Source organism: Glaciecola sp. 1036, assembly GCF_050306235.1.
Classification (GTDB): domain Bacteria; phylum Pseudomonadota; class Gammaproteobacteria; order Enterobacterales; family Alteromonadaceae; genus Glaciecola.
Genome location: NZ_JBLWFH010000001.1, coordinates 250,749 through 265,138 on the forward strand (window position 1 = coordinate 250,749; position 14,390 = coordinate 265,138).

Genomic DNA, 14,390 nt, shown 5'->3' on the forward strand with positions numbered 1-14,390 from the left:
TATCGGCAAGTGACAGTGAAGTTCAAGGGGTTTGAATATACTGTTGTCATTCAGTGATGCAGCTAATGATCTAAGGTAGCTATTCGTTTTCATGGAAAAACTAAATTATTCTGAAAAACGTTGTTTAGTGATAGAAGATAGGCGCCCTTTCTTAATGCTGTTAAGAGGGCTATTAACTAGTCTTGGCGCAAAAAAAATCACTACTGAATCATCGGCAGAAGCCGGCTTAAAAGCGTGCAAGGCAAACAAGTACGATATCATCGTCAGTGACTTACACCTAGGTAGCAACAAAAAGAACGGTTTCGAATTTTTAGAAGAATTGAGAAAACATCAGTTAATTAAACCTTCAACTGTGTTTATTATGATCAGTGCCGAAAGTGGTCGCTCAATGGTGCTTGGCTCAATAGAAAAACAACCCGATGACTATCTTATTAAGCCATTTTCCCAAGCCCAACTGAATGCTAGAATCGCCCGAGCCTCAGTACGTCGCGCTACCCTTTCCGCTTTATATAGTCAAATTGACCACCAAAAATACGAACTTGCCATTCAGACCTGCCGCCATTTTTTAGACACAGAACCCAGATACACGGCTCATCTGCTTAAATTATTGGTGTCACTGTATTGGAAGTTAGATCAGTTCGAGGCCGCTGAAAGTATTTTAACTAAAATCTTGAACGATAGACCTATGTTATGGGCGACCTGTGCTATGGCAAAAACCAAGTTATATTTAAAACAATACGATGAGGCTATAGAAATCGGCAAAAAAGTTATTCAACAATCAGTAAATACCGTAGAGGCCTATGACATAGTAGCAGATGCTTACTTAGCAAGTGACCGCAAACCAGAAGCACTTAAATACATAATAGACGCCCTGGCAATATCCCCGCTTTCCATAGATCGACACTTTAACGTCTGTCGAATAGCCAGAGAAAATCAAGATTTTGAATTAGCCATGTCCAGTGCAAAATCAATATTCGAATTATCCCAACGCTCAATACATAAAAATGTTAATCATATGTGCGGTTATGTTCGCAGTATTCTAGATGTAGCAGAGCATACAACTGATAAAAAAGTAAAGAATCGCTTCATGCAAGAAACGTCGTTAACTATGCAACGGATGCAACGCAATGAAGAGTTTGCTGGTGGTAAACAAGATGACTTTGATTTTGAAATTTTTGAATCTTTAATACAGGCGCGGATGCAACTGTTAGAAGGTAAACAAACAGAAGCCAAAAGAACCCTTGAAGAGACGCAAATTAACATCGAAAAAGAGTTTACCGAATACCCATTACCCATGGCTACCGATAGTTTAAAACTGATGATTGATATGGGAGATTACGAAGAAGCGAATAAACTGGTTAAACTTCTAGGGGACAACGCGGATAAAACAGATTTGGCTATACGTCACCTCATAGAATCAGAATTAGAAAACGCCAAAAGTAAACGTATTGCCTACGTGCGTTCAAATAAGAAAGGCATTGCCTTGTACAGTCAGGGAAATTTTTCAGAAGCTTATCAAGAATTCACTACTGCCAAGCAAATATGTCCATTGAACATCAGCGTGAATTTAAACTTACTACAATCCTTGATTCGTTTGGTTAAATCAACGGAAAAACCAGAAGGTAGGCACATTCAAGAAGTTCGAGAAATTTTTCGCTTTATTAGTTCTATGCCATTAAAAGAAATACATAAGCAAAAATTTCAAAATATGCACAAAGACGCCGAAGAAATTATCAACTAACCTTAGGCTTGGCCTTGCCAATACTCGCTAACATCGCACCTAAAATGATAAACAGAGCACCAATATACGCCCAGACATCCAACTGAGGATCGAAAAAGATATCTGGCGCTATCATTATCGCTATTTCATTGCTCAAATAGGTAAAAACTGGGGCAGTTGCTAAAATCGCACTGACTTTAGAGGCATCCCATATTTGCATTGCATGAGTGAAGGCACCATAGCCGATCAGAGTATTCAAACAGCAAAATATTAATGCAAAATATTGCCATCCCGTTAGTGCTAAGGTTTCGCTAAATTGAGTAAAAGGCAATAGGAAAATAGTACCAATAATATATATTAGTAAGGTTAATTGGCTACTGGTGAATGAAGCTAACAACTTCTTTTGTGACAACGCATACATGGCCCAAGCAGTCGCTGAAATCACCACCAATACCACACCTTCTATGGACTCTGTGGTCGAGGTTAATATGACAGGGATTCGTTGGTTAAAGAATAGCCCTAAGCCAGAAAATAGCATCAAGGCACCGATTAACTGTAATCGGCTAAAGCTCTCTTTATACAGCACCACACCACCAATTAATAAGATAAAGGGAGCCAGTTGGAGAATTAACTGAACCGTTGAGGGACTTATATAATTCAGGGCAATTACGTTTGAAACGTAGTTAATTAATAACATCAAGGTACTTAAACCTAGGATAATCCACACCCATTTATGATGTTGACGAATTCTCGGTAAAGCCTTGTTGGAAAAGAGAAGTACAGCAACAAAAACGCCTGCAAAAATAAAGCGAATCGCGGTTATTGTAAAAGCGTCCATGTCGACTAAAAGAACTTTTAAAAAAACCGGTAAAACGCCCCACATAAAAGCAGTGGTAAGTGCTAATAAAAAGCCCATCACGGATGGGCTTAGTTGCTTAATCATATAAACCTACTAACGAGACCTATTCAGCCAAATCTACTATATCTTCACGGTAATCGTTAATTTGTTCAATCAATTCTTTTCGTTGTTTTTCAGTTGAAAGGGTTAAAAGTGTTAATAAATACTCATGGGAACGCTTGGTATTTTGTTCACTCGCCATAATAAATGCATCACTTCGGTAAACTTCTGGATTAGTTAATAAATACTCCAGCTCTGTTTTAAATTCTGGATTATGATCACGTGATGCAAATGCTTTACGTAATGCTGACTGATAATCTGTTTTATAATCTATCCAAAATTGTCTAGTGGGTGAAAAATTCTGGTAACTATTTTTGATAAAACTTTCTTGCTCACTAGTTAAACTTCCAAACCAGTCTTCTAGACTATCTTCATTTCTCGATATCCATTCTTTTTTGCGTTTATCAGCACTTTTTTCAAGTCTCTTTTGATACTCTTCTGCTTCTTCTTGCAGGTCTTTTTCTAACGCAGCAAACAAATACACCACTTGCTCATCGCTGAGCATAAACGACATATCTACTAAGTCAGGCGCAACCCTAGCTCTTAATCTTTGCCAGTGTTCTCGCGCTTTTTCGGTGTGATGTTCCATACGCTCAATACTTAGCGCATTTTGTTCGATGTCTTTGATTAACTCATCGATATGCGCTAGATACAATGGAAATTCTGTTTGTCTGTGCCAAGTCAGCCACTCACTCAATTTCACATCAAACGCTTTCTCTTGCTCATCTGTAAACTCAATATAATCATCGATATACCAATAAATTAACCAATCGATATTGTTATAGGTAAATTTGGTTGAGCATCCCGCGAGGCTTAAGACCAGTAAAAATAAAAATATTATTTTTTTCATTAGGATATTTTCTCTGACTCCCTTTTTGCTATCCTATATACGACAATAAAAACGAAAAAGGTTTCACATGAGCATTAAGAAACTCGCAGTGTTAACTTCAGGCGGTGATGCACCAGGGATGAATGCTGCTATTCGCGCTATAGTTTTATCTGCTGAAAGTCATGGTATAAAAGTTATCGGATTTAAGCATGGTTATAACGGCCTATTAAAAAACGAATGGATTAAACTTAACAGAGCAGTGGTTTACAACCTTATCCAGCGCGGCGGAACCATATTGCACAGCGCCCGATGTGAGAAATTTAAACATGATGAGCACGTTCAGTCCGCAGTAAAAAACCTCGAAGCCCTCGACGTTGATGGATTAATCGTTATTGGTGGCGACGGTTCATTTAAAGGCGTACAAGCTCTGCAAAAATACTGGGATAAGTCAGTCATTGGCGTACCAGGTACCATAGACAACGACATTGTGGGAACGGATTACACTATCGGATATCACACCGCCATTCAAACAGCGGTTGAAAGTTTAGATAAGGTCCGTGATACAGCAGAAGCTTTTGAACGCATTTTTGTAGTAGACGTTATGGGACGTCATGCGGGCTTTATTGCGCTGAATTCTGCCTTAGCGGCGGGTGCAGACCACGTGCTCTTACCTGAAACATTTACTACAGCGGCAGAAGAATTGGTCAAAATATTAGATAAGCTGGAAAAACGTCGTAAAAACAATGCAAGTTCAAGCCACATTATCGTTATTACAGAGAATTTATGGCCTGGTGGCGTGAATATTTTGGTTGATTCACTACAAGGTGAATCTGGTGTAGATGTAAGGTTACTCACCTTAGGGCACGTCCAGCGTGGAGGATCGCCTGTATGGCAAGATAGAATTTTGGCCACCAAGTTAGGCACTTACGCAGTAGAATTAGCGTTAGAAGGTAAAAAAGCGGTTATGGCGGGTATTCAACATCGCTACCCTGCAGCTGTTTCTTTAGATGATGCAAGTATTCAGCGTAAAGCTTTGAACCATTATTCATTATCTATGCAGGATAAAATAACTTTATTAGCCTAGGGTTTATTTGAACAAATAAAAAACCCCAAAATATGCATTTTGGGGTTTCTAATCAAAGCGGTTTAGTATTGAATATTCATTCGTTTTAACCAATGCACCCACCACCAAGCAGGCCCAATCAGTAAGTACCTTAAGTCCTCAAAAAATGATGGTTTTTTACCTTCTATTTTATGTCCGACAAACTGCAGAATCCACATTACTACAAATAGTGCCAAGCAGAATTCCCAGACAGCATACCCGGTTCCAATAAGCGCATAGTTTAGCCAATATAAGAAGGCAAAAACTGCAATGGTAAGTATTGTCATGGCCGCGCCTATGGGCCCTGACAATTTGAAATAATACATCAGCGTGGGAATTGCCAACACGTGGGCCCAAGTAATGTTCATTTCTGCCATAAACTCAAATACTGGAATAGACCAGATAAGACCTATGGTCACTAAATAAATGCTAGGTACTGCAATAGCGTGAATGAAAATATTGGTTTTGTTCTTATGACTCTCGCCGTAGTGACTGATGAGCCTTTCGATTTCGCGCATCTGACTTCTCATGTTAATAATCCATCATTGTTTTAACACTTAGTTTACAGGACAAACCAGTAGCTGACAACTAGCAGTGAAACAGTACAACCAATATTCCACAATATCTTATTATTTTTTATTATGGCTCTGTCGTAAATTAGACCAGACTGATACCATGTGAGCATAGAAATTAAAGGAAAACACGGGTTTATGATTAAATATAAGTTGTCGGTTCAAGATCCCCACTCCCATTTATTTGATGTTGAAATTACCATTGACGCAGAAGAATTAACGCAACTTAAGCTGTCATTACCAGCGTGGATCCCCGGCAGCTACATGATCAGAGATTTTGCCCGAAATATATTGTCTGTGCACAGCAAAGATGCAGAAGTAGAAATCAATAATATAGACAAGCAGCAATGGTCTATCAGTCGAAAAAACCAACAAGCGCTAGGTGAAATTACATTAGGCTATCGAGTCTTCGCTTACGATTTATCCGTACGAAGTGCCTACATCACAGATCAATATGCATTTTGCAATGGCACCAGTGTATTTTTGTGTGTTGAAGAATTTAAAGATGCTCGCCATGAAGTTATTGTAGACAAGTCACAGCTCCCTAAGGCTTGGCAAACCATAACCTCAATGCCTGTTATATCAGCTTCTCAAGATGTAGACAATATTCGCGATTTTGCCTGTGATAATTATTTGGAGTTGATTGACCACCCTATTCTTATTGGTGACGTTACTCGTCAATCCTTTAATGTAGATGGAGTTACCTTTCATATGGTTTTCACTGGCAAACAGGATTACGACCTAGCAAGAATTTGCAAGGATTTAACGCCCATTTGTCGTCATCATATGTCACTTTTTAATGAAATGCCGGTACCTGAATATTGGTTTATCACCCTTATTTGTAAAAATGGTTTTGGTGGTTTAGAGCATAGTGCATCTACCATATTGCAATATGCAAGAGACGGAATTCCTAAAATTGGCGAAGCAGGCTCTATTGATGATGCCTACAGAGATTTTTTAAGTTTATGCTCTCACGAGCTTTTCCATCTTTGGCATGTTAAGCGCAACAAACCTGAAGAATTTATAACTCCTGATCTTAGTCAGGAAGTCTACACGCGACAGTTATGGATCTATGAAGGATTTACCTCTTTCTACGATGATGTTGCTCTAGCGCGCACAAAGGTTATCAGCCCACAGGAATACGCGAAGATTTTAGGCACTAACATCACTAGGTTATTGCGCAATCCGGGAAGACAGTTGCAATCAGTTACCGAATCCAGTTTTTATGCCTGGACCAAGTTCTATAAGCAAGATGCCAGTTCAGTCAATCATATTGTCAGTTATTACTTAAAAGGTGGCCTTATTGCGCTTGCTTTGGATATTCAAATTCGTCAATTGAGCGAAGGAAAATCATCCTTAGACAACATAATGCAACATTTATGGCTGGACTACGGCAAACAAAACATAGGCACACCCGACAACATAGTACATCAACTTTGTGAACAATATTTAGGGTTAAATCTCGATGATTTTCTTTCTGTGGCCATTGATTCAACCATGGATTTACCTTTACTCAATCTTCTTGAATCTATTGGACTTAAAATGCAACTTCGCTTCCGCAACGGGAATGAAGATAAAGGCGGCCTAAGCAGTGAGTTGCAATATCATCACGATTTTGGTGCTTTATTGGCAGATCAGGCTGTGGGCACTAAAGTGACCCAAGTACTCGCCCATCGACCAGCTAATTTAGCTGGATTGCAGTTAAATGATCTCATTATTGCAATTAATCATTGGGAAACGAATAGTAAGCATCTTTTGAAAGAGATAAGTCGACTAGAAGCCGGCAGTGATTGTCGATTGCAGGTGTTAAGAGACGGGAGATTGATTGAACTATCGTTACCCATTCAACCGGCAATTCCAGATACCTGTTTTATTGAAATTGCCGATAGCAATAGCTTCGAAAATTGGCTTTATAGCAAACCGCAATAAAGACAATATATCACTTGAGTAATAATTGGGGATCTAGTCGCTCAGAGAACCAATTTATTCGCCAATCGAGATGTGGGCCTGTGACTCTTCCGGTAGCACCAATTTCACCGATTAAGTCACCTTGCTTTACTGTTTGGCCATTTTCGACATGAATTTTACTCAGGTGAATAAAAGTTGAAGAAACACCAAAGCCATGATCAATAATCAAAGTACCGCCTGAGTAATACATGTCGTCTTCAGCCAGAGTGACCACACCTCCAACAGGAGCAATAACAGGCGTCCCTGTTTTGTTAGCGACATCTAATCCAAAATGTGGTCTCTTTGGTTCGCCATTGAACACCCGTTGACTCCCGTATACCCCTGAGATGCGTCCCTGAGCGGGTAATATAAAGTCATCTAAGAAATCAGTGCGTTGACTAAAAGTCTTTCTTGCATTGCCAATTGCACGATTATCGCCTCTTATTCTTTCTAATACTTCTTCTGGGGGGGAAACATACTTTTGCGCAACACCTTCGATACGATCGATTTTGTATTCTCGTTGAGAGATCTTAACCGGCATACTGTCTGCTTCGGTCATATCAGGCGATTGCCAAACCAATTTATGAGAGAGTTTGGCATCACGACCAAACCCAAACACAAAATCACCTGCTTGGCTAACTTCTATTTTCTTATCATTTAGCCAAACCTGAGTACCCGGTGATACTTTTCCTCTAATCATACTTCCTTGAGTTAACTCTCCCATTAACATGGGGTTTGCGGCCAGAAGTTGAAAACTCATACCAAGCAACAAAACAAAAATCTTAGTCTTCACTGACAATGGCTCCTTTTCCAACACCTTCATACGCCCAAACTTGAATTGGCCCATCGGTAGTTGCTTTTATTGATGTATAAAGGTGCTGAGCAAGGCACTCTACGGTTGAATCAAATGCAATTACATCAGTAATGCTTTTGGGAATTATTAGCGAGAACTGACCTTGAGACGCCTCATATTGAAAAGCATAATGACTAGTATCGCCAATGTCACTGCATGACAACTGACGAGTAATCTGATCCACATTAGTTAAATCTTCAGAGCTACCAATATAAATATCTTGCCATTTGTTGGCCCAATATTCCTCTAGCTCCGCATTACGAGAATTATCAGTAAAAATTTGGATCTTTGACCTGTGGCCGTGAGCAATTCGTTGACAATTTCCGTCGTGCTTTTTGAGGCCATGAGTGTAATGGTAAAACGCAGTGTCTATCTTTTCTGCGCGTAAATAAAGTTCAGCACCTTGCACATTTTCGGGTAAATGGGTCGCGATAATATCTTTTAAATATGCCACAACTGATGCCATATCAATGGCATCTGAGTATACAAAAGCATATGCCTCTGGCGGACAATTTAAATAGATCGGTGCTATGGCATTGTTTGCGGGGGTAAACAACACCTCTACTCTCTGATCTTGCTCATTATGATGTACTTGTGTACCTGAAAAATCTGCAGGCACCACCAACTTATGATCCACATGATCGTCCATTAAGCGTTTTAGTTGCTTTTTAACGATGCCGAAATCCTGAATCATGCTTTCGTCATTTAAACCACCATCTAGCACTACATCAACAATCCAACTTTCTCCTACCATGCCTCTTTCAGGACATAAATAAGAGAAATCCATGACGGTTAGATCATTTACAAACAGCTTCATTCATTGTCATCCTGAGTAATAGCTTTGAGTAATTGGTCTTTTAAATTGGGTGGAATACCTTGCAAGGTAATTTTATCGCTTTGTAAGTCTACCATGACTCTTTTGCCCAACAACTTGCGATCAAAACTGAAGCTTACACCACCGCCAGCACCGCTGAATTTTTTCATTGCGGTTAGCATACTACGGTCAGGTTGGAATTCTTGCTCTAACGGGATTTCTCTTTCTGCGACAAAGCGAGAAAAAGCGTGTTCGTTATCGCTTCCTTTGGGTAAAACATCATCAAGCTCTGCGATTTGAATATTCTCGCCCAAATCCACTTTTTGTTTATAGTAGTCTGCTAGCGCGTCTCTACGCTGGTGCTTTTCATCAGGGTCCAACTGCTCTACAGCGAGATATTCATCCACTTGCTGAACCAACTGTTTGTTTTGTTGCTTAATATCCACCAATTCTTCGCAACCAATAAACTGCATAAAGAAATCTGCAACCTTTCTCCCCATTCGCCCTTTGAGGAAACTAATATAGCGATTTTTTTCAGGTTGTATTTCAAAACTTGTGAGGTCAATGCGCACCGCGATTTGCATTTTACTCAGATCTAAATGCTGGCTCTGGTTAATTTCCAAATATTGATTAACCTCAACATGTTCTTTAGTATCCAGCATGGCTATTAACAAATATTTGGTAGCCAAATATTCATACTGACTGAAAATCACAAAACCTGTTTCCACCATACCTTCTTCAACAATTGTGTTCAGTAGCCGTTTTCCAGCCTGTAAACTAAACTCATGAAAATCCAATTGTTCAGAAATGAGGTTTTGAAATAAGTCTTTAAACTCTTGATTTTCTTCTGCAAATCCTCCCACACCTTTGCCTGGTTTTTGATTGTATGTGGAATGCAGTTGACTCGCCAAGTTGGCAATTTGATCGTTTACCTCAAACACACTACCTCTGGGTAGAAAATTTAGTTTGCCATCATTGGTAAGTAATATGCGGTGGACAACAAACTGTTCTACTTTAGTGCTCATGTAAAATTCTTTCACTCTCTTGTTATTGGTTGTTTTTTCATCATAACTGTCCCTAAACTTCTGTAATCTACAACAAATGTTGGTGATTAGCTTTTCAAGGCCTTATACTAAGTCAATGATGTTTCGACCTAATTCATTATTAGGATACGATTGTAACTATTTTTGCGGTAAAAATCAGGAATAATAATGCCAGTAAATTCGCGCTATTCAGATGAAAAATTCGAATCCTTAATGCAGGATATAATTATCACGTTAGAAAAGCACGAAGCCGACAGAGACTTATCTTTGATGGTCCTTGGCAATCTAGTAGCAAATATTTTTGTTAATCAAGTTAATGAGAATAATAGGGCTAACATGGTTGAACAGTTTTGTTCCGTGTTAAAAAAAACAACAAATTAAAAAGCCAATATGATTTACACTGAAACTCCGCGCAGGAAGCAAATTACCGAACAGGTTAGTTGGGGGCATTGGTATACCCTAGCCAATATTTTTATTGCCACGGCAATTTCCTCTATCTATTTATTTTCAACTCCTATCACCACTACTCCCATTAGTATTGTTTATTTGCTGACGACTTGGTTAGGCCATACAAGCTTTATTACATTTTTAGGCTTTATTATTTTAATTCTGCCGCTTTGCTATAAAGTCACCAATATGCGTATTTTGCGAGGCGTAGCCTCCACACTGGCAGCCATAGGCTTAGCCTTGCTGGCATTTGACGCATTAATTTATAACCAGACGGGTTTTCATATTAGTTTTAGCTCTGCTGAGTTGTTACGCTCAGAGACTCAGGTACAAGTCAGTGCCTTTGGCTGGTTGCAATGGTTTTATTTAGTGTTGCTATTTATCATTTGGTTAATGTTGCAGTTGGTCATTGCTAATGCGATTTACAAACGTTTAAAACGCATTCAGCGCATTAAGTTCACCCCTTATTTAATTACCGCTTTAGTGATTTGTTTTGTATCTAGTCATGGCATTCATGTCTGGGCAGATGCCAAACTTTATACTCCAATTTTAAAGCAAGACAACATGTTTCCTCTGTCTTACCCCGCTACCGCTAAAACATTAATGGCGAGATACGGGCTGCTTGATTTGGATGTCAGAGAACAACAAGAAGAATTACAATATCAGGTGGGAAGCGGCTTCATGTACCCACCAAAACCTGTTTACTGTAGCGTAAACGATGGCGTAAAGATGGTGGTGTTAGCTTCATTGGAGACAGCTGAATTTACCAATTTGAACGCACTAGACGCCAACAAATATCACTTGGTCACCCAACAAGAAAGCCAAGATTTTATGCGACAATTGCAATACGGCATGCCAAAGAATATGGCCGATCTAACCACAGTTGCACCTGTGATGATAGATCTATTGGATGCGTTTAAAGTGCCAAATGCAACTTATACAGCACAAAGTGATGACAGTATCGAAAATGAAAGCTTTGTAAGTTTTAAGGACGCAATTCAAAACAATGATTCAGGATTGTTTTTAGCCGTGCTTTCTAGTGAACAATTAGCTTCGATAACCTTTGACGATCTGTCAGAACAAAGCGCGATTATAGTGATCGCTCAACCTCAAAAGGCAAAGCATTTTCAATTGTTTTCAAACTTCATTCCAACGGATTCTATTTCGACCAATGAAGATATTGCCCCTACAGTACTAAGTCAGTTTGGGTGTTTAGCTGAGGTAAACCGTTATTCTACAGGACAAGCACTTCAATCACCCTCACGCAACTGGTTGGTATCAACCAAAGAAGATAACTTAATTATTGTAAAATATCCCTATTTGACCGAAGTGGCGATTGATGGCAGCCACCAAGTGATCGATATCCCCACTCAAGAACTTATATTGTTGGATATTGATACCAACATGCTGTCTCGCAGCATTAAGCATCTAGAGAATTTTACTCAGTAATTAGAAGTGAATTTGAGCAAGTGAGGTCACTTGCTCCGTCTGGAATTTGCTTTGTTGAGATTTATCCTCAGAAAACAAGATTCGTCTTCCTATTTGGGCGCTAAAAGCGGCCTGCATATCCCCAGCTTTGTCTCCCACCATGACGCAGTGTTCAGGATTGAGCGAATATTGCGCTACAGCTTGATTGATCATCCCTGGAGCAGGCTTTCTACAATCACATTGTTGTTTGTAGATTCCGAGCGCATCTTTAGGATGGTGGGGACAATAATAAATATCAGTTAACGAACATCCTTGCTTATCAAACTCACTCAGCATCCATTGAGTTAGTTGCTGAAAATCTTGTTCACTGTAATAACCTCGCCCTATACCAGATTGATTAGTCACCACAATTACCAGATAAGCTTGCTGTTTGGCCTGTTTTACTAGCTCGAAAATACCAGGTATCCATTCAAACATTTGCTGATTGAACACATAGCCGTGATTTACATTTATCACGCCATCGCGATCTAAAAATAATGCCTTTTCTGGTTGGTGCGTCATCTAATTTGTACCTGATTTCTTACAAAAAAGAAGATTACATGGCACATAATCAGATGACAACCATAAGCTTAAGATTTAGGCGTAAACATTTGAAAGATGCTAGAAAAATCCTTCTGTCCATTACCTTGTAAACCGTGAATTTGATACAAAGATTTGGCTAAAGCACCCATAGGAGTTGTAGAACGGGTATGTGCAGCTGTATCCATCGCTAACCCTAAGTCTTTATTCATCAAATTCACCATAAAACCACCTTGGTAACCATTTGAGGAGGGTACATTTGGCATTATATCTGGGCATGGGTTGTATTTTTCTAACGTCCAGTTACTTCCCGAACTCTTTTGCATAATTTGTGACATTACTTTGGGATCTAATCCATTATCAATGGCGAGTTGCAATGCCTCGGACGTTCCTGTCATTAAAATTGCCAATAGCATGTTATTGCAAATTTTGGCGATTTGTCCTGCCCCTATATCGCCAGCATGAAAGATATTTTGTCCCATGGCACCTAGTACAGCCTTTGCCTCAGCAACATCTTGCTCAGATCCGCCGAGTATAAAGGTTAATGTGCCCGCAGCGGCGCCTGCAACGCCTCCAGATACAGGCGCATCACAAAATCTATGACCTAGCTTAATTACGCCAGACGCTATTTTTTTTGCGGTTTGGGCTTCAATTGTACTGGAATCAATAAATAAGGTATTGGGTTTAGCAGAAAAAACGATACCATCATTGTTCTCACCAAAATAAAGCTGCATCACGTGCTTTCCTGCAGGCAACATGCTAATTACTACATCAGCGTCTTTGACTGTTTCAGCTGGTGTATTGGCACCTGTTGCGCCCAAGGCAACCATATGCGCTACATTTTCAGGCACTAAATCATACACACTGACCTGAAATCCTTTTTCCAGTAAGTTCTTTGCCATACCGGCACCCATGTTGCCGAGTCCGAAAAATGCTATCTTATTCATGATATTCTCCAAACTGTTGTTCTAATGCTGCTAGCGGATGCCCCAAACTACGCTGGTTAAAATAATTAAAATAATCTTCAATCTCAGAAGCAGGGACCTCTGCGATTGATTCGTAACGCCATTTAGGCGCATTATCTTTATCAATCAGCAAAGCTCTTACACCCTCTTGAAATTCACCTTTGTAGCCGCAGGTCATCGCAATATTGAGTTCCATGCGAAAACAATCAGCTAACGACAAATTTCTACCGCGTTTAAGTTGTTCGTACACAATTAATGTGGTGGTTGGACAGCCAGAAGCATAATTATTTACGGCCTTTTGAATAAATTTATCTTCACAGGTATTTTTCCATTCAACCAATGCTTGATGCGCTTGTTCAGCACTAACAACCTCACCTAAATGCTGACCTATACTGTCAATGTATTCACTGATGATTGCAGGACGAGAATTAAATGCACAATTAGCAGCGACTTCACTGGCAAGTAGGTGTAGATCAGATAAATCAGCGTTTTCCATATGTAACAGCAAATTGATAAATTCATCCTTAAATTCATTCGAAATTTTGTGTGTCGCCAGCCCCATGGCACAAGCATCATTAGCATTAATATGAGAGGCAGTTAAACCTAGGAATAAACCTACTCCTTTATCTAATTTATTTAGGAAATAACTAGCGCCTACATCGGGAAACAATCCGATGGAAATCTCTGGCATGGCGATTCGAGCGGATTCTGTGACAATCTTGATATCTGCGCCAGCAAAAACCCCCTGTCCGCCGCCCATAATTATGCCGTTACCCCAAGCAATAATTGGCTTAGGAAAAGAGTGAATACAGTAATCGAGTTGGTATTCTTGAGTAAAAAAAGCTTGAATAAAGTTTGGCGCTTTGTTCGGTTCAAGGGTTTCTTGTTGCATGGCTTTATACATGCTAACTACATCGCCACCGGCACAAAACGCCTTTTCGCCGCTACCTTGTATAAACACCATGCTTACACTGTCGTCATTTCGTGCAGCATCGAATAAGCGCTGCAGTTCCTGCACCATATCCAAATCCAGAGCATTTAGTGCTTGAGGCTTATTTAAACTGATAATGAGTAGTGAGCTACCATCTGTTCTTCTCTTTCGCTCACTCAGTACTTTATTTTGACCAGACACC

14 protein-coding genes are annotated in these 14,390 nt (G+C 39.7%); 5 read left to right on the top strand and 9 right to left on the bottom strand.

Going from position 1 to position 14,390, the window contains the following annotated elements:
- Positions 1-91 precede the first annotated feature (91 nt).
- A complete protein-coding gene (locus tag ACNKW3_RS01195; RefSeq protein ID WP_427397457.1) occupies positions 92-1,741 on the top strand; it encodes a response regulator in 1,650 nt (549 codons plus the stop codon).
- On the opposite strand, the gene ACNKW3_RS01200 is transcribed toward ACNKW3_RS01195, so the two are convergent.
- Positions 1,734-2,663: a DMT family transporter gene (locus ACNKW3_RS01200; RefSeq protein WP_427397458.1), complete on the bottom strand. Its 930-nt coding sequence runs from the start codon at positions 2,661-2,663 to the stop codon at positions 1,734-1,736. The two genes, ACNKW3_RS01195 and ACNKW3_RS01200, sit on opposite strands and share 8 nt — an antisense overlap.
- Before the next feature lie 19 nt (positions 2,664-2,682).
- Positions 2,683-3,528: a DUF6279 family lipoprotein gene (locus ACNKW3_RS01205; protein WP_427397459.1), complete on the bottom strand. Its 846-nt coding sequence runs from the start codon at positions 3,526-3,528 to the stop codon at positions 2,683-2,685.
- A 67-nt stretch (positions 3,529-3,595) separates the two neighbouring features.
- Between ACNKW3_RS01205 and ACNKW3_RS01210 the strand changes: the two genes are divergently transcribed.
- Positions 3,596-4,591 carry an ATP-dependent 6-phosphofructokinase gene (locus tag ACNKW3_RS01210; protein ID WP_427397460.1) on the top strand — a complete coding sequence of 332 codons (996 nt, stop codon included), beginning with the start codon at positions 3,596-3,598 and terminating at the stop codon, positions 4,589-4,591.
- A gap of 62 nt (positions 4,592-4,653) precedes the next feature.
- Here ACNKW3_RS01210 and ACNKW3_RS01215 read toward each other — a convergent pair whose 3' ends face one another.
- The gene (locus ACNKW3_RS01215) at positions 4,654-5,127 is read right to left on the bottom strand and encodes a DUF962 domain-containing protein (protein WP_427397705.1); all 474 of its coding nucleotides are present in this window, start codon (positions 5,125-5,127) and stop codon (positions 4,654-4,656) included.
- A gap of 192 nt (positions 5,128-5,319) precedes the next feature.
- On the opposite strand from ACNKW3_RS01215, the gene ACNKW3_RS01220 reads away from it, so the two are divergent.
- Positions 5,320-7,110: a M61 family metallopeptidase gene (locus ACNKW3_RS01220; RefSeq protein ID WP_427397461.1), complete on the top strand. Its 1,791-nt coding sequence runs from the start codon at positions 5,320-5,322 to the stop codon at positions 7,108-7,110.
- Between the two features lie 10 nt (positions 7,111-7,120).
- Here the strand turns inward: ACNKW3_RS01220 and ACNKW3_RS01225 are convergent, their stop codons facing one another.
- Genes ACNKW3_RS01225 through yejK form a run of 3 tightly spaced genes read right to left on the bottom strand, consistent with a single transcriptional unit; the run spans position 7,121 to position 9,820 of the window.
- Complete coding sequence (locus ACNKW3_RS01225) at positions 7,121-7,921, bottom strand: M23 family metallopeptidase (RefSeq protein ID WP_427397462.1); 801 nt, start codon at positions 7,919-7,921, stop codon at positions 7,121-7,123.
- Positions 7,911-8,798 (bottom strand): hypothetical protein, encoded by an 888-nt coding sequence (locus ACNKW3_RS01230; RefSeq protein WP_427397463.1) that lies wholly within the window; start codon positions 8,796-8,798, stop codon positions 7,911-7,913. The genes ACNKW3_RS01225 and ACNKW3_RS01230 overlap by 11 nt, the downstream gene beginning before the upstream one ends.
- The gene (yejK, locus tag ACNKW3_RS01235) at positions 8,795-9,820 is read right to left on the bottom strand and encodes a nucleoid-associated protein YejK (protein WP_427397464.1); all 1,026 of its coding nucleotides are present in this window, start codon (positions 9,818-9,820) and stop codon (positions 8,795-8,797) included. Before yejK ends, ACNKW3_RS01230 begins: the two co-directional genes overlap by 4 nt.
- A 186-nt stretch (positions 9,821-10,006) precedes the next feature.
- Between yejK and ACNKW3_RS01240 the strand changes: the two genes are divergently transcribed.
- The gene (locus tag ACNKW3_RS01240) at positions 10,007-10,219 is read left to right on the top strand and encodes a DUF1414 domain-containing protein (protein ID WP_427397465.1); all 213 of its coding nucleotides are present in this window, start codon (positions 10,007-10,009) and stop codon (positions 10,217-10,219) included.
- A 9-nt stretch (positions 10,220-10,228) separates the two neighbouring features.
- Entirely contained in the window at positions 10,229-11,734 is a 1,506-nt protein-coding gene (locus ACNKW3_RS01245) for a DUF3413 domain-containing protein (protein ID WP_427397466.1), read from the top strand.
- Here ACNKW3_RS01245 and gmhB read toward each other — a convergent pair whose 3' ends face one another.
- The 3 genes from gmhB to ACNKW3_RS01260 all read right to left on the bottom strand — a co-directional run bounded on the left by gmhB (position 11,735) and on the right by ACNKW3_RS01260 (position 14,389).
- The gene (gene gmhB / locus ACNKW3_RS01250) at positions 11,735-12,274 is read right to left on the bottom strand and encodes a D-glycero-beta-D-manno-heptose 1,7-bisphosphate 7-phosphatase (RefSeq protein ID WP_427397467.1); all 540 of its coding nucleotides are present in this window, start codon (positions 12,272-12,274) and stop codon (positions 11,735-11,737) included.
- Positions 12,275-12,342: 68 nt separating this feature from the next.
- Positions 12,343-13,239 carry a 3-hydroxyisobutyrate dehydrogenase gene (mmsB, locus tag ACNKW3_RS01255; protein WP_427397468.1) on the bottom strand — a complete coding sequence of 299 codons (897 nt, stop codon included), beginning with the start codon at positions 13,237-13,239 and terminating at the stop codon, positions 12,343-12,345.
- Complete coding sequence (locus tag ACNKW3_RS01260; protein WP_427397469.1) at positions 13,232-14,389, bottom strand: enoyl-CoA hydratase/isomerase family protein; 1,158 nt, start codon at positions 14,387-14,389, stop codon at positions 13,232-13,234. Before ACNKW3_RS01260 ends, mmsB begins: the two co-directional genes overlap by 8 nt.
- Position 14,390 lies beyond the last annotated feature (1 nt).

Coding starts and splice junctions, on each gene's coding strand:
- ACNKW3_RS01195 (WP_427397457.1), top strand. CDS start 92: ATGGAAAAACTAAATTATTCTGAAAAACGTTGTTTAGTGATAGAAGAT.
- ACNKW3_RS01200 (WP_427397458.1), bottom strand. CDS start 2,663: ATGATTAAGCAACTAAGCCCATCCGTGATGGGCTTTTTATTAGCACTT.
- ACNKW3_RS01205 (WP_427397459.1), bottom strand. CDS start 3,528: ATGAAAAAAATAATATTTTTATTTTTACTGGTCTTAAGCCTCGCGGGA.
- ACNKW3_RS01210 (WP_427397460.1), top strand. CDS start 3,596: ATGAGCATTAAGAAACTCGCAGTGTTAACTTCAGGCGGTGATGCACCA.
- ACNKW3_RS01215 (WP_427397705.1), bottom strand. CDS start 5,127: ATGCGCGAAATCGAAAGGCTCATCAGTCACTACGGCGAGAGTCATAAG.
- ACNKW3_RS01220 (WP_427397461.1), top strand. CDS start 5,320: ATGATTAAATATAAGTTGTCGGTTCAAGATCCCCACTCCCATTTATTT.
- ACNKW3_RS01230 (WP_427397463.1), bottom strand. CDS start 8,798: ATGAAGCTGTTTGTAAATGATCTAACCGTCATGGATTTCTCTTATTTA.
- yejK (WP_427397464.1), bottom strand. CDS start 9,820: ATGAGCACTAAAGTAGAACAGTTTGTTGTCCACCGCATATTACTTACC.
- ACNKW3_RS01240 (WP_427397465.1), top strand. CDS start 10,007: ATGCCAGTAAATTCGCGCTATTCAGATGAAAAATTCGAATCCTTAATG.
- ACNKW3_RS01245 (WP_427397466.1), top strand. CDS start 10,229: ATGATTTACACTGAAACTCCGCGCAGGAAGCAAATTACCGAACAGGTT.
- gmhB (WP_427397467.1), bottom strand. CDS start 12,274: ATGACGCACCAACCAGAAAAGGCATTATTTTTAGATCGCGATGGCGTG.
- mmsB (WP_427397468.1), bottom strand. CDS start 13,239: ATGAATAAGATAGCATTTTTCGGACTCGGCAACATGGGTGCCGGTATG.